Annotated in this window: 17 protein-coding genes; 6 read left to right on the top strand and 11 right to left on the bottom strand. The window is 70.1% G+C overall.

What is annotated here, in order from left to right:
- The first annotated feature begins 92 nt into the window (after nt 1-92).
- Nucleotides 93-539, top strand: coding sequence for a cupin domain-containing protein (locus ABFY20_RS06525; RefSeq protein WP_368499132.1), 447 nt, complete (start codon nt 93-95; stop codon nt 537-539).
- 5 nt (nt 540-544) lie between these two features.
- Nucleotides 545-2,110 (top strand): FAD-binding oxidoreductase, encoded by a 1,566-nt coding sequence (locus tag ABFY20_RS06520; RefSeq protein WP_368499131.1) that lies wholly within the window; start codon nt 545-547, stop codon nt 2,108-2,110.
- A gap of 16 nt (nt 2,111-2,126) precedes the next feature.
- Here ABFY20_RS06520 and ABFY20_RS06515 read toward each other — a convergent pair whose 3' ends face one another.
- The 11 genes from ABFY20_RS06515 to ABFY20_RS06465 form a co-directional block, all read right to left on the bottom strand.
- Nucleotides 2,127-3,284 (bottom strand): zinc-binding dehydrogenase, encoded by a 1,158-nt coding sequence (locus ABFY20_RS06515; protein WP_368499130.1) that lies wholly within the window; start codon nt 3,282-3,284, stop codon nt 2,127-2,129.
- Nucleotides 3,281-4,111, bottom strand: coding sequence for an SDR family NAD(P)-dependent oxidoreductase (locus ABFY20_RS06510; RefSeq protein ID WP_368499129.1), 831 nt, complete (start codon nt 4,109-4,111; stop codon nt 3,281-3,283). Before ABFY20_RS06510 ends, ABFY20_RS06515 begins: the two co-directional genes overlap by 4 nt.
- A gap of 38 nt (nt 4,112-4,149) precedes the next feature.
- Entirely contained in the window at nt 4,150-5,535 is a 1,386-nt protein-coding gene (locus ABFY20_RS06505) for an FAD-binding oxidoreductase (protein ID WP_368499128.1), read from the bottom strand.
- 38 nt (nt 5,536-5,573) lie between these two features.
- Nucleotides 5,574-7,148 carry an FAD-binding oxidoreductase gene (locus ABFY20_RS06500; protein ID WP_368499127.1) on the bottom strand — a complete coding sequence of 525 codons (1,575 nt, stop codon included), beginning with the start codon at nt 7,146-7,148 and terminating at the stop codon, nt 5,574-5,576.
- Nucleotides 7,145-7,909 carry a carboxymuconolactone decarboxylase family protein gene (locus tag ABFY20_RS06495; protein ID WP_368499126.1) on the bottom strand — a complete coding sequence of 255 codons (765 nt, stop codon included), beginning with the start codon at nt 7,907-7,909 and terminating at the stop codon, nt 7,145-7,147. The genes ABFY20_RS06500 and ABFY20_RS06495 overlap by 4 nt, the downstream gene beginning before the upstream one ends.
- Nucleotides 7,906-8,817 (bottom strand): NAD(P)-dependent oxidoreductase, encoded by a 912-nt coding sequence (locus ABFY20_RS06490; RefSeq protein ID WP_368499125.1) that lies wholly within the window; start codon nt 8,815-8,817, stop codon nt 7,906-7,908. The genes ABFY20_RS06495 and ABFY20_RS06490 overlap by 4 nt, the downstream gene beginning before the upstream one ends.
- Nucleotides 8,814-9,221, bottom strand: a complete 408-nt coding sequence (locus ABFY20_RS06485) for a carboxymuconolactone decarboxylase family protein (RefSeq protein ID WP_368499124.1) — start codon at nt 9,219-9,221, stop codon at nt 8,814-8,816. Before ABFY20_RS06485 ends, ABFY20_RS06490 begins: the two co-directional genes overlap by 4 nt.
- A 4-nt stretch (nt 9,222-9,225) precedes the next feature.
- Nucleotides 9,226-10,203: an NAD(P)-dependent oxidoreductase gene (locus tag ABFY20_RS06480; RefSeq protein ID WP_368499123.1), complete on the bottom strand. Its 978-nt coding sequence runs from the start codon at nt 10,201-10,203 to the stop codon at nt 9,226-9,228.
- A gap of 1 nt (nt 10,204) precedes the next feature.
- The gene (locus ABFY20_RS06475; RefSeq protein WP_368499122.1) at nt 10,205-11,020 is read right to left on the bottom strand and encodes an N-acyl homoserine lactonase family protein; all 816 of its coding nucleotides are present in this window, start codon (nt 11,018-11,020) and stop codon (nt 10,205-10,207) included.
- Entirely contained in the window at nt 11,017-11,979 is a 963-nt protein-coding gene (locus ABFY20_RS06470; protein WP_368499121.1) for an NAD(P)H-binding protein, read from the bottom strand. Before ABFY20_RS06470 ends, ABFY20_RS06475 begins: the two co-directional genes overlap by 4 nt.
- A 117-nt stretch (nt 11,980-12,096) precedes the next feature.
- Entirely contained in the window at nt 12,097-12,942 is an 846-nt protein-coding gene (locus tag ABFY20_RS06465; protein WP_368499120.1) for an SDR family NAD(P)-dependent oxidoreductase, read from the bottom strand.
- A gap of 201 nt (nt 12,943-13,143) precedes the next feature.
- Between ABFY20_RS06465 and ABFY20_RS06460 the strand changes: the two genes are divergently transcribed.
- The 4 genes from ABFY20_RS06460 to ABFY20_RS06445 all read left to right on the top strand — a co-directional run bounded on the left by ABFY20_RS06460 (nt 13,144) and on the right by ABFY20_RS06445 (nt 16,735).
- Nucleotides 13,144-13,863 (top strand): GntR family transcriptional regulator, encoded by a 720-nt coding sequence (locus ABFY20_RS06460; RefSeq protein ID WP_368499119.1) that lies wholly within the window; start codon nt 13,144-13,146, stop codon nt 13,861-13,863.
- Between the two features lie 105 nt (nt 13,864-13,968).
- Entirely contained in the window at nt 13,969-15,006 is a 1,038-nt protein-coding gene (locus ABFY20_RS06455) for an ABC transporter substrate-binding protein (RefSeq protein ID WP_368499118.1), read from the top strand.
- A gap of 2 nt (nt 15,007-15,008) precedes the next feature.
- Entirely contained in the window at nt 15,009-15,881 is an 873-nt protein-coding gene (locus ABFY20_RS06450; RefSeq protein ID WP_368499117.1) for an ABC transporter permease, read from the top strand.
- Nucleotides 15,881-16,735, top strand: coding sequence for an ABC transporter permease (locus tag ABFY20_RS06445; protein WP_368499116.1), 855 nt, complete (start codon nt 15,881-15,883; stop codon nt 16,733-16,735). Before ABFY20_RS06450 ends, ABFY20_RS06445 begins: the two co-directional genes overlap by 1 nt.
- Nucleotides 16,736-16,741: the final 6 nt, after the last annotated feature.

Raw genomic sequence — 16,741 nt, 5'->3', positions numbered from 1 at the left:
CTGCCCCGGCGACAGAGGCGATGCTAGCATTTGGTTACAACAGCTACAACTACTTTGTGGCGAGGACGACGACGTTCAGCAAGGAGTGCAGTATGCAGATCATCTCGGGCCGATCGGGTGCCCCCTCCATCACCGCCACCGGCACCTTCACGGGCCAGGTGTTCCAGGACCCCGTGCTCGGCGGGCGCGACGACGTGAAGATCAACACCGTGATCTTCACCCCCTGCTCGCGCACCTACTGGCACCACCACGAGAACGGGCAGCTGCTGCAGGTGTTCCGCGGCAAGGGCTTCGTCTGCGGCGCCGACGGGGTGCCGCGGGTCATCGCCGAGGGCGACACCGTGTGGATCGAGCCCGGTGAACGGCACTGGCACGGCGGCACCGCCGAGACCCTGCTCGGTCACACGGCGATCACGCTCGGTGGCACCGAGTGGCTCGAGGAGGTCTCCGAAGAGGAGCACGCCGAGGCCGCTCGGGTGAACGGCCTGGCCGGCGACACCGCAGTCTCGTCCCCCGCCTCGTCCCCCGCGGGAGCCTGACGCCCATGCCCACCCGCCGACCCGAACCCGCCGTGCTCACCGACGCCGCCCGCGACGAGCTCATCGCCCTGCTCGGCCGCGACCGGATGCTCCTCACCGAGGAGGAGCGCGACACCTTCCGCGACCCCTACTGGTTCCACGACGACCGCAGCTACGACTCCTCCGGCGTGGTCTTCCCGCGCACCGTCGAGGAGGTGCAGGAGGTCGTGCGCATCGCCGCGCGTCACGAGCTGCCGGTGTGGACCTCCTCGCAGGGCCGCAACAACGGCTACGGTGGGCCGTCGCCGCGCGTCGCCGGGTCGCTGCTCATCAGCCTGCGCGAGATGAACCGCATCCTGCACATCGACACCGAGCTCGCCTACGCCGTGGTCGAGCCCGGGGTGCGCTGGCTCGACCTGTATGCGGCCCTGCACGAGCAGGGCGACGAACTCATGCTCTCGGTGCCCGACATCGGGTGGGGGTCGATCATCGGCAACTCGCTCGACAACGGCATGACCTACCTGCCCATGGGCGTCGACTTCCAGGCCCCCACGGGCATGGAGGTGGTGCTCGCCGACGGCTCGCTCTTGCGCACCGGCATGGGCGCCATCCCCGACTCGAAGTCGTGGCACCTCTACAAGCGCGGCCTCGGGCCCACGCTCGACGCACTGTTCACCCAGTCGAACTACGGCATCGTCACCCGGATGGGCGTGTGGCTGCAGCGCCGCCCCCGCGTCTACGCACCGCTCTACCTCTCCGTGCCGCGCGATCACCAGCTCGCGCAGGCGGTCGACATCATCCGCGAGCTGCGGCTCGACGGCGTGATCAGGGGCGTGCCGAACCTGCAGAACCTCATCACCATGGGCACGCAGTTCCCCGAGCACATGGGGATGTTCCCGGGGGCCGACGCCACCTGGAGCGAGGAACGCCTCGACGGCCTCGCCGACGCCACCGGCATCGGGAGGTGGGGGGTGCGCACCGCGCTCTGGGGCGACGGGCCGGTCGTCGATCATCACCTGGCGCGCATCCGTGAGGCCTGGTCGGCGATCGAGGGTTCGAGGGTCGACGAGCTCGGGCGGTTCACGCCGGAGAACTGGGACGAGATCAGCACCTTCATGCAGAAGATCTCGGCCGGCATCCCCACCATGGAGATGATGGAGCAGATGCCAGACTGGGTGGGTCACGTGGGCTTCTCCCCCATCGTGCCCCTGCAGGGCGCCGAGGTGACCGCCGTGGTCGACCGCATCAAGGCGAGGGTGATCGAGCGCACCGGCACGAACTTCGTCTGCGCCATCTTCCCCACGAACGACCGCAGCGCGATGATCGTGAGCTCGGTGAGCTTCGACCGCACCAACGAGGCCGACGTGGCGCGCACGTTCGAGACCGTGCGCATCCTCATCGAGGAGATCGCGTCGCTCGGCTACGGCGAGTACCGCGCCCACCTCGACTTCATGGACCTGGCGAGCGAGCAGTACTCCTTCGGCGACCACGCTTACCGTCGCTTCACCGAGGCGATCAAGGATGCGGTCGACCCGAAGGGAATCCTCTCCCCCGGCCGCCACGGGGTGTGGCCCGCGCGCTACCGCGAGTAGCGGGTGTGCGGCATCATCAGTGGTCGAAGACGATGATGCCGCACACGTCGTCGAGCGAGCCCGAGCGGTCGCGGGCGAGGTCGAGCTCGGCGAGGGGGTAGCGGCGGGTGATGATGGGGTCGGGGTCGAGCAGACCCCGCTCGAGGAGCGCCGTGTAGCGCTGCAGGTCGCTCTTCATGTGCACCTGTCCGTTCTGCGAGCTCAGGATGCGGCGGCTCTGCAAGGCGGTCTCCACCTGCGGCAGAGGCAGGGTCGCGCCCCCGATCTCGAACCCCGTGAGCACGATGCGGCCCGCGCGGCGCGCGGCCTGCACGGAGAAGCTCTGCGACACCGCGGGGCCGGCGGCCTCGAGCACCACGTCGGCGCCGCGTCCGCCCGTGGCGGCGCGCACGGCGGCGAGCGCCTCGGCGGCGCCTTCGGTCGCGTCGTCGGCGGCCTGGCCCGACCCCGAGGCTCCGGGGTCGACGAGCACGTCGGCCCCGAGCTCACCTGCGAGCGCACGCCGCCCCTCGTGCGGTTCGACGACCACGACCGTGCCGGCACCGGCGAGTCGGGCGGCCTGCAGCATCCACAGACCCAGGTGCCCCGCACCAACGATGGCCACCGATTCTCCCGGCTGCACCTGGGCGACGTTGAACACCGAGCCCACGCCGGTGGAGATGCCGCAGCCGAGCATCGACAGCACGTCGGAGGGGAGATCGCTCTCGATCGGGAACACCTGGTTGCCCGAGATCGACATGTACTCCGCGTAGCCCCCCACGCATCCGGCGCAGGAGATCTGCGCGCCGTCGTCGCCCTGGGCGATGTCGGGGTAGATGCCGCCGAGATCGAAGAGCTCGCTGCACTGCCACGGCTCGCCGATGGAGCAGTAGTAGCAGCGCCCGCACTCGGGGGTTCCCGGCACGACGACGCGCTGGCCGACCCTGATGCCGGCGGACTCAGGCACCGCCGAGCCCACCTCGACGACCTCACCGATGGAGGCGTGCCCGAGGATGGTGGGCGGGATCTTGTACAGCTTGCCCATCCAGTTCTTCACGTCGGTGGAGCAGAACGGGCTGGCGTGCGTCTTCACCACCACGCGGGTGGGGTCGAGCGGCAGCAACTCGACCTGCTCGATCGAGAACGGCTCCTTGATGGCGCGCAGCACGCCGGCCTCTCCGCGCCAGGTGCTCACGACTCGCTCCCGGCGGAGTCCACCACGGCGGGGTACTTCTCGAAGGCCTCGCGGATGGCGGTCTGCCGCGCCTCGACGATGCCCCACCAGTCGGGGTGGGTGAGCGCGTAGAGGTCGTCGTTGCGGATGGCGCGGGTGACGATGCGGCCGGCCTCGATGGGGTCGATCCAGCGGAGTTCGGAGGCGACGCCCTCTGAGATGTCGACGTCTTCGAGCGCGCCCTCGGCACCGGCGGGCCGGTTGCGGGTGCTGGTCTTGATGTTCGTGCGCACGGTGCCCGGAGCGAGCAGGGTGGCGTGCACCGGAGACCCGTCTTCGGCGAGCTCGAGCGCGAGGGCCTCGGTGAGCGCGGCGACGCCGTACTTGGTCACGGCGTAGGCACCGCCGCCCGCCATCGGCGCGAACGAGGCCATCGACCCCGTGTTGACGATGTGGCCGCCGTCGGGGTTCGCCTGCAGCAGCGGAAGGAACGTCGTGACCCCGTGGATGACCCCCCACAGGTTCACGTCGATGAGCCATTTCCAGTCGGCGAGCTTGAGGTCGGCGATGCGGGCGAGCGGCCCCACCCCGGCGTTGTTCACCAGGATGCCCACCGAGCCGAAACGCTCCATCACCTCGGCCGCGAGCGACTCGACGCTCTCGGGGTCGGTGACGTCGACCCGGATGCCCACGGCGCCGATCTCGGCGGCTGTCGCCTCGAGCGCATCCTGCTGCACGTCGGCGATCACCACCGTCGCACCTTCGGCGATGAGCTGCTCGGCGATGCCGCGGCCGATTCCGGAGGCTCCCCCGGTGACGACGGCGACGCGCCCTTCGATGCTGGTCATGGTCTCGTTCCTCTTATATGGGGGCTCTGTAAGGGCGGTCAGTGGCCGTAGGCGAAGGTGCCGGCCGGGTCGTACCGCTTCCGCACCTCGGCGAGCTTCGCCGCCGTCTCGGCGGGCCACAGGCGCCTGAAGGCGGCGGGCGTCGGATGGCCGGCCCAGTTGTAGTTGATCTCGTCGTGCGAGTAGTCGGCGACGGCGTCGAACAGAGCGGGCCCCGCCACCGGCAGCGCCTCGTCGTTCAGCCCGGGGATGACCGCGGCGATGACGAGCAGCGAGTACTTCGCGCCGCGGCCGCCGATGGCGTTCGGGAGGGCGGCGTCGCGCGCGATGGCTCCACCGAGCAGGCGGGTCTCGACGGTGGCGAAGGGCGACTCGACCGAGCCGCCGGCCTGGTCGAGCACGGCCTGCACGTAGTCGTGGTCGATCTCGTCGAGGAACTCGCCGCGCTCCCAGATGGGCAGCGGGCCGAACGGCTCGGCGTGGATGGTGCCGACCTCGGAGGTCGGGAGGAGGCCGCAGAAGTCGAGGTAGACGGGGGCCGCCTCGAGAAGCGGCGCGAGCAGTTCGGCCCCGCGCGACTCGAGCCGGGCCGCATCCGCTCCCTCCTCCACGTAGGCGAAGCGCACGTGGGCGAGGGTGCGCCCGGCCAGCGGCTCGGGGACACCCTCGGGAGGAAGACGGAGGATGGCGATCGAGGTGTTGGCCGCTTCGGGAAGCGTCGCCGCCCAGTCGAGCCAGGCGTGGTGCACCTGGTCGATGTGCTCCTGCGCGAAGAACAGGCCGCCGCCGAAGATCTGCGGCAGCGCCACGGCCTCGAGCGTCATCTCTGTGACGACGCCGAGCCCGACCTTGCCGCCCTTCAGCGCCCAGAACAGGTCGGGGTGGTGATCGGCGTCGACCTCCACCACAGAGCCGTCGCCGATCACCACCCGGTAGGAGACCGCACGGTCGGCCGCCCAGCCGAGCGTGCGGCTGAGGGGGCCGACGCCCCCGCCGAGGGTGAGCCCGACGGCGCCGACGCTCGGCGAGGAGCCTGTCACGGCGGCGAGCCCGTGCTCGGCGAGCTGCGGGAGGATGCCCATCCAGCGCGTCCCGGCACCGATCGTGTAGGTGCCCGCCTCCGCATCGACGGTGACGGAGTCGAGCCGGTGGGTGCGGATGAGGAGGCCGTGATCGACCCCGCGGTACGAGCCGTGGCCGGTGGCCTGCACCACGACCTCGAGGTCGTGGGCGGCGGCGAAGCGCACCGCGGCCTGGACGTCTGCCTCGCCGGTGGCGCCGACGACGAGGTCGGGTGCCATCGGCGAGAGCGAGTTGAAGCCGTCGATCTCGGCCTGGTAGCCGTCGTCGCCGCGCTCGAGCAGCGGCCCGGCGAGCTCGGAGCGGAAGGCGGCGAGATCGGCCTCGGTGATCTGGTGGGGCATCGTTGCTCCTCTACTGCGGGGTGGGTGGATGGTGCAGATCAGGTGGTGCGGCGGTTCGCGGGCCAGATGCCCTGCTTGCCGGGCGAGAGGATGCCCTTCGGGTCGACGGCGTCTTTGATGCGCTCGACGAAGCGGAGGTAGGCGTGGTCGCCGAAGGAGTACTCGGCGGCCGCCTCGTCCATGAAATCGAGGTGGGCGCGGTACTCGCCGTAGCCGAGCTCGCCGACCTCGCGGATCATGGTCTTCACGGTGCGGTAGGCGTCGCGCACGTCGGCGTCGTTCGCGGTGTCGAAGCCGAAGCCGCCCACCACGACGGCGGTGCGCTCGTTGGCGACGCAGATGCCGACGAGGAAGCTCGCCGTGGTCTCGCGCTTCACGGTCGATTCCATCAGCTCGACCACCTTCACCATCTCGCTGCCGACGAGCGGCACCGCCGGCGAGAAGCCGACGTGGCCGAAGCCGGGGGGCATCGACTCGAGCATGTCGAGGTTCGGGATGCCCGCCTGCACCTTGTCGGCGAAGTCGACGATCTGGTCCCACTCGTCGCGGAGGAAGGTGCGGTGGTGGTCGACCCGAGCGCCGTCGATCGCCGACCACGCCTCGGTGATGCGCTCGACCTGGCGGGCGACGACCACCTCGTCTCCCCAGACCGCGGTGCGCATCCCCCACCGACCCACCCCTGAGGCGTCGGCGAGGGCGTCGAGCTGCTCCTCGCCGAGGGTGCCCTCGGCCTGCATGGGGCCGAGGAGCTCGGGGAAGTGGGAGGCGAGGGTGAGCGTGTTCTGCATCACCGGCACGCCGCGGATGAGACCGGAGAGCCGGAGCTCGCGCAGGATGTCGATGGCCTGCTCGAGCTGGTGGGTGCGCGGCACCGTGAGGAAGAGCGGGGCGTAGGCGTCGGGCTTGCGCATGAGCCAGTAGCCCATCTTCGTGACGATACCGAAGTTCGACTGCACGAACAGCGGGTCGAGCACGGGGCCGAGCCCGCGCTTGTAGGTGTGCCACGCCTTCGAGTTCGGCAGGGCGCCCATCCCGGTGCGCAGCAGCGACCCGTCGGCGAGCACCACCTCCATGCCGGTCGGGGCCTGGAAGTCGACGCCGAGCGGAAGGTAGGTGACCCCGCTGTCGAGCGAGTTGCCGACCACCGATCCCCAGCCGAGGTCGGGCACCGAGACGAGCAGGTCGTTGTGGCCGGCCTCGGCGATGGCGGCGTGCAGCTCCATCCAGCTCACGCCCGGCTCCACCACGGCGTAGGCGAGGGTCGGGTTGATCTCGAGCACCCGGTTCATGCGGCGCAGGCTCACCAGCACCGAGCCGGCGACCCTCGGCGAGGGCCCGCCGTAGCCGTTGTTGCGGCCCTGCGACGAGACCCAGAGCGGCACCTCGAGCTCGTCGGCGAGGCGCACGACGGCCTGCACCCCCTCGGTGCTCGAGGGGTAGAGCACGGCGGAGGAGTCGTAGCTGCGGTCTCCCTTGATCCAATAGGGGTCGGCGTAGTCGTCGCGGCCCGCCCGGTCGGTGACCACGGCGTCGTCGCCGAGCAGCTCGCGGAAGCGCTGCTCGGCGTCAGCGCTCAGCTCGTAGGGCGAGGCATCCGGGGCCGGCCGGGTCATGACAGCTTCCTGGCTTCCTCGACGAGCACCGGGGCTGCCTCGAACACGCCGTGGATGCCGAGGGTGGCGGCGATCTCCATCACCTCGACGATCTCGGCGGCGGTCGCGCCGTACCGCACCGCGTTCTCGATGTGGAGACGCAGGCCCGAGGTGTAGAGGTGGGTGGCCGCGGTGTCGAAGGCGATGTACATGAACTCCTTCACCTTCGGCTCCAGGGGCCCGGAGACCCAGGGCACCGAGCTGAACTCGGTGTAGGCGTCGAAGAACTCGGGGGCGAGCTCGAGGATCTCGTTCCAGAAGCTGTGCCAGTAGCCGCGCTTCTCGGTGAACTCGGCCTTGAGGCGCTCCTGGTACTCGTCGAGCTCGGCGGCACCCGTGCGGATGCCCTCCTGCTCGAGCACGTCGACGAGGATGGGCACGCCGATGTTCATCGAGTGGATGCCGAGGGTGGCGCAGCACTCGAGCACCTCCATCACCTCGGCCGGTGTTGCACCCGCCTGGAGGGCGCGACGGATGTGGCCGCGCACCGGCGGCAGATAGAGGTGGGTCGAGTTCGCGGCGACGGCGAGGCGCACGAAGTGGCGCACCTTCTCGGGCAGGGCGCCCACCCGGTCGGGAACGGCGGCGAGCTTCGAGTACGCGGCGAGGAACTCGGGGTCGAGGTCGAGCACGGCCTGCGTTCCGCCGTCCCACTCGCCGTGGGCGGCCTCGTACTCGTGGCGGATCTCGGCCTTGCGGGCGTCGGCGGACTCGGCGGTCATGACTTGTTCTCCTTCTCCTGCTGCCGCAGCCATCGGGCCACCTCGGTGTGGTCGGCGCCGACGCCGAGCTCGGCGTCGGCGGTCGTCCAATGCTCGACGGCCCGGTCGCTCAACGTGTGCGGCACACCGAGGCTCTCGGCGAGACCGGTGGCGATGCGCATGTCCTTCAGCATGAGGGCGAGGCCGAAGCCCGAGTCGTAGGTCTCCCCCACGATGAAGTTCGGCCACTTCAGCTGGGTCGACCCGCTCCGCCCGCTCGAGGTGTTGATGGCGTCGAGCATGACGTTCGGGTCGAGCCCGAAGGCGATGCCGGTGAGCATGGCCTCGCTGGTCACCCAGAGGTGGGCTGCCGACATCAGATTGTTGATCGCCTTCAGCGCGTGACCCGCGCCCACCGGGCCGACGAGGGCGGGCTTGCCGAGCACCTCGAGCACACCCTGGGCGTCGGCGAGGTCGGCCTCGGCACCTCCCACCATGATGGTGAGGGTGCCGGCGACGGCACCTTTCACGCCACCGCTCACGGGCGCGTCGATGAGACGCGCGCCGCCCGCGGCGACCGTCTCGGCGAGCGCGCGCGTGCGCAGCGGCTCGGAGGAGCTCATGTCGACGAACAGGGTTCCGGGGCGGGCCACCGCCAGCACGCCACCGCCCTCGGAGTCGCCACCTGTCACGACGGCCTCGACGATCGCCGAGTTGGGGAGCATGAGGATGACGAGGTCGGCGCGGGAGACCGCATCCGCTGCGCTCTCGGCGCTCTCGCCGCCCGCGGCGACGAGGCGTTCGCGCGCGGCCTCGGCGACGTCGCTGCCGATCACGTGGTAGCCCGCCGTCACGAGGCGTTCGGCCATGGGGCTGCCCATGTTGCCGAGGCCGATGAACGCCACGACGGGGCGGGTCACGTCGCTCACAGCTCGCCGGCCGTCTTCATCTCGGTGAGCTTCGACTCGGCGACACGGAACGACTCGAGCGCGGCGGGCACCCCTACGTAGACCGCGGTCTGCAGGAGCGCCTCCTGGATCTCCTCCACGGTGACCCCGTTGCGGATCGCGCCGCGCACGTGCACGCCGAGCTCGTGCGGCCGGTTCAACGCCGTGAGCATGACGAGGTTGAGCAGGCTCCTGGTGCGACGATCGAGCCCGTCGCTCGTCCAGACCGCTCCCCAGCAGTACTCGGTGACGAGCTCCTGGATGGGGCGAGAGAACTCGGTCACCGCGCCGAGCGAGCGCTCGACGTGCTCGGCACCGAGCACCTCGCGGCGCACCTGGAGGCCGGCCTCGTAGGTCTCGCCCCTGGTCGCGTCGTGGTTGGTCATGGCTTCAGTCCTTCGTGTCGGTGGGTCGTGCCGTGCCGGCTGCGGGCGAATCGGGGGTCTCGGGTTCGTGCAGGCGCACATGGCCCGAGACGTCTCCGATCGCGTCGACGACGGTGTTGCTGATCTGGTCGGCGTAGCCGAGTGATTGGGCGAGGCCGAAGCTCGCCATCGGGCCCGGCGCGTTGAGCGAGGCGACCCCGAGCTCGTGCAGGTGGTCGACGTAGAGCACCACGTCCTTCATCATGAGCGCGTTGGTGAGGCCGCCCTTGAGGTAGTCGCCCGTGATGATCTTCGGAAAGCGGTTGAGGGTGGCGAAGTTGACGCCGGAGCTGGCGTTCAGCACGTCGAGCACCGTCGCCAGGTCGAGCCCCGCCTTCTTCGCCGCCACCATCACCTCGGCGGTGGCCGAGAGGCTGATGGCGTTCAGGAAGTTGTTGAGCAGCTTCGTCGAGTGCCCGGCGCCCGAGCCGCCCATGAGGAAGACGTTCGTGGCGAAGTGGGCGAGCACGGGCCGCACCCGGTCGAGGGCCGTGGCGTCGCCGCCCACCATGAGGGTGAGAGCGCCCTTCTCGGCTGCCGCCGCGCCGCCGGAGATGCCCGCGTCGAGGTAGTGCACGCCGCGCGCCGCGAGCTTCTCGTGGATGCGCTGGGTCGACGACGGCGACGCCGTGCTGAGATCGACGACCACCGCGTTCTCATGGAGCGCGGGGATGAAGGCCGTGTCGGCGAGCAGCACCCGCTCGACCACCTTGCTGTCGGGAAGGGACAGGAACACCACGTCGCTCTGCTCGGCGACCGCGACCGCCGATTCGAGCGGCGTCGCGCCCGCCGCCTCGACTGCGGCGCGCTGCATGTCGAAGCCCCGCACGGGCACCCCGCCGTCGACGATGCGGCGGGTCATGCGGCCGCCCATGTTGCCGAGGCCGATGAAGCCGATGCGGTCGGTCGTCGCCGGCCGATCGGTCGCTGTGGGATCGGTCATCTCAGGCGGGGTCCTTTCGTGGGGTGCCGATGGTGGCGGCGATGCCGGCGAGCGGGCCGGCGGTGACGGCGGTGAAACGATCGAGGGTGGAGGGGTCGTGGCCGCACACGAGGTGACTCACGCCGCCGTCGAGCAGCTCGCGGATGCGGTCGAACCCGGCGTACATACCCGGCAGGTCGGCGACGAAGGCGAACGGCATGTCGTCGTCGTACTCCTCGTAATAGTGCACGGCGTCGGAGGCGAGCAGCACATCGCCGTCGGCTGTGCGGATGCGCGCGATCGCCTGGCCGGGGGTGTGGCCGCCCACCTGGATGAGCTCGATGCCGGGCGCCACCTCGATCGAGTCGGTGAAGGTCGTCACGCGACCCTCCTCGACGGCCGTGCGCAACGCGTCGATCTCCTCGGGCTCGGTCGACCAGGCGAACTGGGAGCGCTCGCCCATCGAGGAGAGCCAGAAGTCGAGCTCGGCCTGGGCGATGACGATGCGCGCCTTCGGGAAGGCGGCGAGGTTGCCGATGTGGTCGTAGTGCGCATGGGTGACGACGAGGGTCTGCTCGGCGTCCATGTCGATCCCGAGCGCCGCGTAGATGTCGGGGATCTCGGCGACGAAGGTGCGGTTGCGGTTCGCCCCGCCCTGCACCGAGAAGCCGGTGTCGAAGAGGATGGTGCGCTCGGCGTTGCGGGCGACCCAGACGAAGTAGTCCATGTCGATCGGCCCGTCGGGCTGCCCGTGCACGTGGTAGTTGAGGTAGACCTCGGCCCGGTGCCCGTGGCGGGTGCCGTACTTGACGATGGTGAACTCGTACTGGTCGCTCATGCGACGTCAGCTCCCTCGGTGTCGGCCTCGCTGGCCGTGCCGGCGGGCGCGGGAGGCCAGCCGCCGCGGCGCTCGAGCATGAGGTCGCGGAGCGCCCTCGGCTGACGGCCCGTGAAACGCTCCACCACGTCGGTGAGCCTGGCCAGGTGGCCCGCCCTGATCATCCGGCCGAAGGTCACCATCCCGTCGCTCCCCCACGGCACGGGCGACTTCGAGAAGTCGCCTGTGGCGTCGCGCGGCACGCCGAGGGCGTCCCACATCGCATACATCTCGTCGTCGCTCAGGTCGACGATCGTGATGGGCGCACCGCTCAGCTCGGCGATCATCTCGCCCACCTGTCGGTAGCTCAGCAGCTCCGGCCCGGTGACGTCGTAGCCGGTGTCGGGTTCTCCGGCGCCGAGCATGATCTCGGCGGCGACCGCGGCCACGTCGGAGCGCGCGACGAAGCCGACGAGCCCGTCGCCGGTGTTGCCGATGCTCTGCCCCGAGGTGATGGCGATCGCCGCCTGGTTCTCGGCCATCGCATCCGCGTACTGGTTGTTGCGCAGCACGTTCCAGGTGAGTCCGCTCTCCCGGATGAGGGCCTCCGTGAACTTGTGGTCGGCGACCTCGACGGAGTTCACCTCGTCGCGCTCGGTGCCGATGAAGGAGGTGTAGACGATGTGCTGCACCCCGGCTTCCGCCGCCGCCTCGACGGCGTTGCGGTGCTGCCCCTGGCGGCTCGGCCCGGCCTCCATCGCCGAGACGAGGAACAGGCGGTCGCCCCCGCGGAAGGCCTCGAGGAGCGAGGCCTTGTCGTTGTAGTCGGCGTACCGGGCGTCGACTCCGCGGCCACGCCAGGCCTCGAGGGTCTTCTGGTCGCGGCTGGTGACCACGAGCTGGTCGGCGCCCTGCGCCTCGAGCAGCCGTTCGGCGACGGATGCGGAGACGTAGCCTCCTACGCCGGTGACGATGTTCATGCGGTTTCCCCTTCGAAACTGCCGGGTCGCATCGATGCGCCCCGTGGCTCCATGCTGTCGCACGGATTGTATGATGTCAATATCGTCTGACAATCTGTGTCGACGGGCGTCGGACGGTCAGCCCTCGACCCCGGCGCGCCAGGCGGAGACGAGGTCGTCGTCGATGCCCGCCGGGTCCCAGAGTCCCGCACCGCCGCCGTAGCGGTTGGTGTTCTGCACGCTCGCTCCGCCGTCGACCGAGAGCACGGCGCCGGTCACGTAGGAGGAGTCGTCGCTCAAGAGGAACGCCACCGCCGCCGCCACCTCGTCGGGCTCCCCGGCCCGCCGGAGGGGCGAGGTGCTCGCACGCTTCTTCATGTCCTGGATGCCCGCCTCACCGAAGATCGGGGTGGGCACGATGCCCGGGGCCACGCCGTTCACGCGCACTCCGATCGGGCCCGCGTAGACCGCAGCGCCGTGCACCAGACCGATCACGCCGTGCTTGGAGGTGGTGTAGGCGAGCAGGTCGGCGGCGCCGCGGAGGCTCGCGATCGAGGCGGTCACGACGATGGAACCCGTCGTGCCGGTCTTCACGAAATGACGCAGCGCCGCCCGGGTGCCGAGGAACGGGCCGCGGAGGTTCACCGCCATCACGGCGTCCCACTCGTCGACCGCGGCGTCGGTGAGCTGCACGCCGGGCTTGCCGGCGATGCCGGCGTTCAGGTGGTGCAGGTCGGCCGACCCGAAGGTGGAGATCGCCGCCTCGATGTAGGAGTCGACCCCGGCCTCGGTCGACACGTCGGCCTGCACCCCGATGGCCTCGCCGTCGAGAGCGTCGGCGGCGGCCTTCGCGCGATCGCCGTCGAGATCGACGATCACGAGCTTCGCACCTGCGGCGGAAAGCCTGTCGACGACCGCAGACCCGATCCCGCCGGTCCCTCCCGTCACGATCGCGACCTTGCCCTCGAGCCCTGCGTACGTCATCGTGCCGCCTTTCCTCTACGGCCCAGGGCCGCTCCGGGCGCCGGGCGCTCCCTCGCGCCCTGAGTCTCACCTCGGATTGTCTGACAGTAATATATTCTCGCCCCCCGTGCATCCGGCGCAACCCGGCCCGCCGCGCGGCTGACAGACAGGATGCGTGCCCGCTGTATGATCGGCACACCATCCCGCCGCGAAGGAGGCACGATGACCGCTCCCAACACCCTCTCTCAAGCCTGGTCGAGCGCACACGTCGACCGCGTCGCGGCCCCGTTGCGCGAACAGGTCATCTCGGCCCTCCGCTCGGCGATCCTCGACTTCACCCTGCGCCCCGGCCAGCGCCTCGTCGAGCGCGAGCTCATCGAGCAGCTCGGGGTCTCGCGCACCACCATCCGCGAGGCGTTGCGCGAGCTCACCAGCGAAGGCCTCGTCACCGTCGTGCCGCAGCGCGGGGCGATCGTGAGCGCCCCTTCGCTCGCGGAGGCCGAAGACCTCTATGAGATCCGCGCCGTGCTCGAATCGATCCTGGTGGAACGATTCGTCGAGCGCGCCACCGACGAACAGCTCGCCCGCCTCGACGACGCCGTCGAGAACTTCGCGGAGTTCTCCACCGGCGAGCAGGAGATCAAGCTCGTGCTCGACGCCAAGGACGGCATCTACGACGTGCTCATCAAGGGCGCGGCGAGCCCCACTCTGCAGAACATCATCGAGGGCATCCAGGCCAGGGTGCGCATCCTGCGGGCGACCTCGATGGCCGAGCCCGGGCGCGCCGTCGAGGCCGCAACGGAGCTGCGGGCCATGGCCTCGGCGGCCAAGAAGCGGCACGCGAAGGAGGCCGCAGAACTCTGCGCCACGCACGTGCGCAACGCCTCGAAGACCGCCCTGCTGCACCTGCGGCAGGCCGACAACGGCTCCGACCAGAACTGAGCTCCGGCCCGCGGTGCGGGCGGGCAGACGGGTTGACCATTCAGCCAGATCATCATATTGTCTGACAAACACACGTGATCTGAACTCAATGGAGAGGACGTCATCATGCCTGCACGCTCACAGCACAGCCGGGGCCGACACCGCATCGCGAGAGGCACCCTGGGAGGGGCGCTCGCACTGGGTCTCGCAGCCTCGCTCGCAGCCTGCGCTCCCGGCGCCGATTCCGGATCGGGCGGCGCAGCCGACACCCTTGCGGCCGGCGACCCGAACGCCCCTGAGGTGACCGACGTCTCGCTCACCGGCATCAAGGGGCCGGGCACCATCCCGTTGCAGCTCGCCGCCGACGAGTTCGGCAGCGAGTACGGCCTCACCATCGAGCCGTACTTCGTCGACAACTCCGGTGTGGCGGTCACCTCGGTGATCTCGGGCGACGCCGCAGCGGCGAACACCAGCTACTTCGGCGTCATCGACGCCATCAAGCAGGGCCTCGACCTCGTCGTCATCGCTGAGGGGTGGGCGTCGTCGCCCGGCACGAGCTCCCTCGAAGCGCTCGAATCGTCGGGGATCACGTCGCTCGCCGACCTCGAGGGCAAGACCGTGAACGTCATCTCGCTCTCGTCGAGCCACGCCATCAAGCTGCGCGACGCGATGCTGAAGCAAGACCTCGACCCCGACGCCGTGAACTGGGTCGAGCTGCCCTACGGCGAGGTCGCCGCCGCCCTCGAGCAGGGCACCGTCGACGCCTCGAGCGCGGTCGGCCCGACGCTCGCCGCCGTTCGCGGTCTCGGCAGCGTGAGCGTGTTCGACTACGGAGCCGACGACTATGAGGGCATGGCCGAGTCGGGCTGGGTGGCCTCGCGTCAGTTCGCGGAGAAGAACCCGAACACCATCGCGGCGATCCAGTGCGCGATCTTCGACGCGCAGGGCGCCCTGGTCGATGACCGCGCCTACTTCGAGGAGCAGTTCTCGGCGTTCCTCGGTGCTCCCGCCGAGGTGGCCGCCAAGGAAGTGATGCTCGAGTACCAGACCTCGAACCGTCTCGACGAGATCCAGCGCAACGCCGACGTCTACTTCTCCAGCGGCCGGCTCACCGAAGAGTACGACCTTGCCGCACACGTGCTGCCCGCGCCGGAGAGCTGCTGATCGTGGCCATCGCCGTGACGTCCACGAGCCCCCCCGGCGGCACTGCCGCCGCCACGTCCCCGCCCCCGCGCCGCACTCGCGCGCGGGGGCGGGCCCCCCGCCGCACCGCGCTCTGGCGCGGGCTCGCCGGCGCGGTGGGGCTGGCCCTGCTGCTCGAGATCGTCTCGCGCGCAGGCCTCGTCAACCCCGACTTCCTCCCCCCGTTCTCGAGCGTGCTCACCAAGTCGGTGCTGCTCTGGACAGAGGCCGACTTCCGGGCCGATGTGCTGGCCACCCTTCTCACCTACGTCTACGGCATGCTCATCGCCTGCGCCGTCGCCGTGCCGCTCGGCATCGCGCTGGGACTGTTCAAGCCCGCCTACCGCAGCGCGCGCGCCATCGTCGAGCTGATGCGCCCCATCCCGCCGGTGGCGCTCGTGCCGCTCGTTCTCCTCATCCTCGGCGCCGGGCTCGAGATGAAGCTCGTCATCGTCGTCTTCGCCGCCGTCTGGCCGATCATGTTCAACACGCTGTACGGCGTTCACGACGTCGATCCCTACGCCAAGGAGATGGCACGCAGCTTCGGCGTCGGCCGCTTCGGCGTGGTGCGTCGCATCGTGCTCCCGTCTGCAGCCCCGTTCATCGTGACAGGAATCCGCATCGCCTCCTCGATCGCGCTCATCGTCGTGATCACCGTCGAGCTCATCGCCGGCGGCGCCCAGGGCATCGGCGCCTTCATCTCGCGCGAGCGCGCCTACGGCGACGCCGAGTCGTACCTCGCCGTGCTGGCGGCAACCGTCACCGCGGGCCTGCTCGGGCTCGTCATCAACCTCGGCATCGGGTGGCTCGAACGCCGCTACTTCGGCTGGGACTCCACGACGAGGCAGGGAAGCTGATGGCCGTCATCGACCGCACCCAGGGTTCGCCCTCCACCGCCGCGGCCCGTCGCGACCGGCCGCGGCACGGCCGCAGCATCCTCGTGAGCATCGCGTACTTCATCGTCCCGCTCGCCGTGCTCGTCGCGCTCTGGCAGCTCGCGACCGCGCTCTGGCCCTCGCCGTTCTTCCCGCAGCCCTCGGCCATCGGCCAGAACCTCGTGCGGCTGCTCTTCGGCGGCGAGCAGCTCGTCACCCCGGTGTTCACGGGAGACTTCCTCACCACGGTGGGGCGGATGCTCGCCGGCTACGCCCTCGGAGCCGCCTGGGGCATCGTGATCGGCACCGCGATGGGCCTCAGCCGCGCCTCGCGCGAGACGGTGACGCCGATCGTGGAGTTCCTCCGCTCCATCCCGGCCACGGCGACGCTGCCGCTGTTCATCATCCTGCTCGGCGGAGGCGACGACATGCGCGTCATCTTCATCGCCTACGGGGTCTCCTGGTTCGTGCTCATCAACACGGCCGCGGGCGTCGGGTCGATCCACCGCACCATGCTCGACCTCGGCAAGGTGTTCAAGGTCTCGCCGGTGCGCCGGCTGTTCAGCATCATCCTCCCCGCCGCGAGCCCGAAGATCTTCGCCGGTCTCCGCATCGCGTCGACGGCGGCGCTGCTGCTGGCCATCGTGTCGGAGTTCATCCTCGCCACGAACGGCATCGGCTTCCAGCTCATCCAGGCGCAGGGGCGGTTCCAACTCCTCGACATGTGGTCGTGGATGCTCGCCCTCGCCCTCCTCGGGCTGCTCCTCAACTCCCTCCTCGACCTGGTCGAGGGCCGGGTGCTCTCCTGGCACCGGCTCTCCCGCCAGAAGATCTGAAAGACG

Source organism: Herbiconiux sp. A18JL235, assembly GCF_040939305.1.
Lineage (GTDB): Bacteria > Actinomycetota > Actinomycetes > Actinomycetales > Microbacteriaceae > Herbiconiux.
This window is presented reverse-complemented; position numbering and strand designations above follow the sequence as displayed.

Excerpts from the sequence above, each read along its gene's own strand:
- ABFY20_RS06525 (WP_368499132.1), top strand. The coding sequence starts at position 93 with ATGCAGATCATCTCGGGCCGATCGGGTGCCCCCTCCATCACCGCCACC.
- ABFY20_RS06520 (WP_368499131.1), top strand. The coding sequence starts at position 545 with ATGCCCACCCGCCGACCCGAACCCGCCGTGCTCACCGACGCCGCCCGC.
- ABFY20_RS06510 (WP_368499129.1), bottom strand. The coding sequence starts at position 4,111 with ATGACCAGCATCGAAGGGCGCGTCGCCGTCGTCACCGGGGGAGCCTCC.
- ABFY20_RS06505 (WP_368499128.1), bottom strand. The coding sequence starts at position 5,535 with ATGCCCCACCAGATCACCGAGGCCGATCTCGCCGCCTTCCGCTCCGAG.
- ABFY20_RS06500 (WP_368499127.1), bottom strand. The coding sequence starts at position 7,148 with ATGACCCGGCCGGCCCCGGATGCCTCGCCCTACGAGCTGAGCGCTGAC.
- ABFY20_RS06495 (WP_368499126.1), bottom strand. The coding sequence starts at position 7,909 with ATGACCGCCGAGTCCGCCGACGCCCGCAAGGCCGAGATCCGCCACGAG.
- ABFY20_RS06485 (WP_368499124.1), bottom strand. The coding sequence starts at position 9,221 with ATGACCAACCACGACGCGACCAGGGGCGAGACCTACGAGGCCGGCCTC.
- ABFY20_RS06480 (WP_368499123.1), bottom strand. The coding sequence starts at position 10,203 with ATGACCGATCCCACAGCGACCGATCGGCCGGCGACGACCGACCGCATC.
- ABFY20_RS06475 (WP_368499122.1), bottom strand. The coding sequence starts at position 11,020 with ATGAGCGACCAGTACGAGTTCACCATCGTCAAGTACGGCACCCGCCAC.
- ABFY20_RS06470 (WP_368499121.1), bottom strand. The coding sequence starts at position 11,979 with ATGAACATCGTCACCGGCGTAGGAGGCTACGTCTCCGCATCCGTCGCC.
- ABFY20_RS06465 (WP_368499120.1), bottom strand. The coding sequence starts at position 12,942 with ATGACGTACGCAGGGCTCGAGGGCAAGGTCGCGATCGTGACGGGAGGG.
- ABFY20_RS06460 (WP_368499119.1), top strand. The coding sequence starts at position 13,144 with ATGACCGCTCCCAACACCCTCTCTCAAGCCTGGTCGAGCGCACACGTC.
- ABFY20_RS06455 (WP_368499118.1), top strand. The coding sequence starts at position 13,969 with ATGCCTGCACGCTCACAGCACAGCCGGGGCCGACACCGCATCGCGAGA.
- ABFY20_RS06445 (WP_368499116.1), top strand. The coding sequence starts at position 15,881 with ATGGCCGTCATCGACCGCACCCAGGGTTCGCCCTCCACCGCCGCGGCC.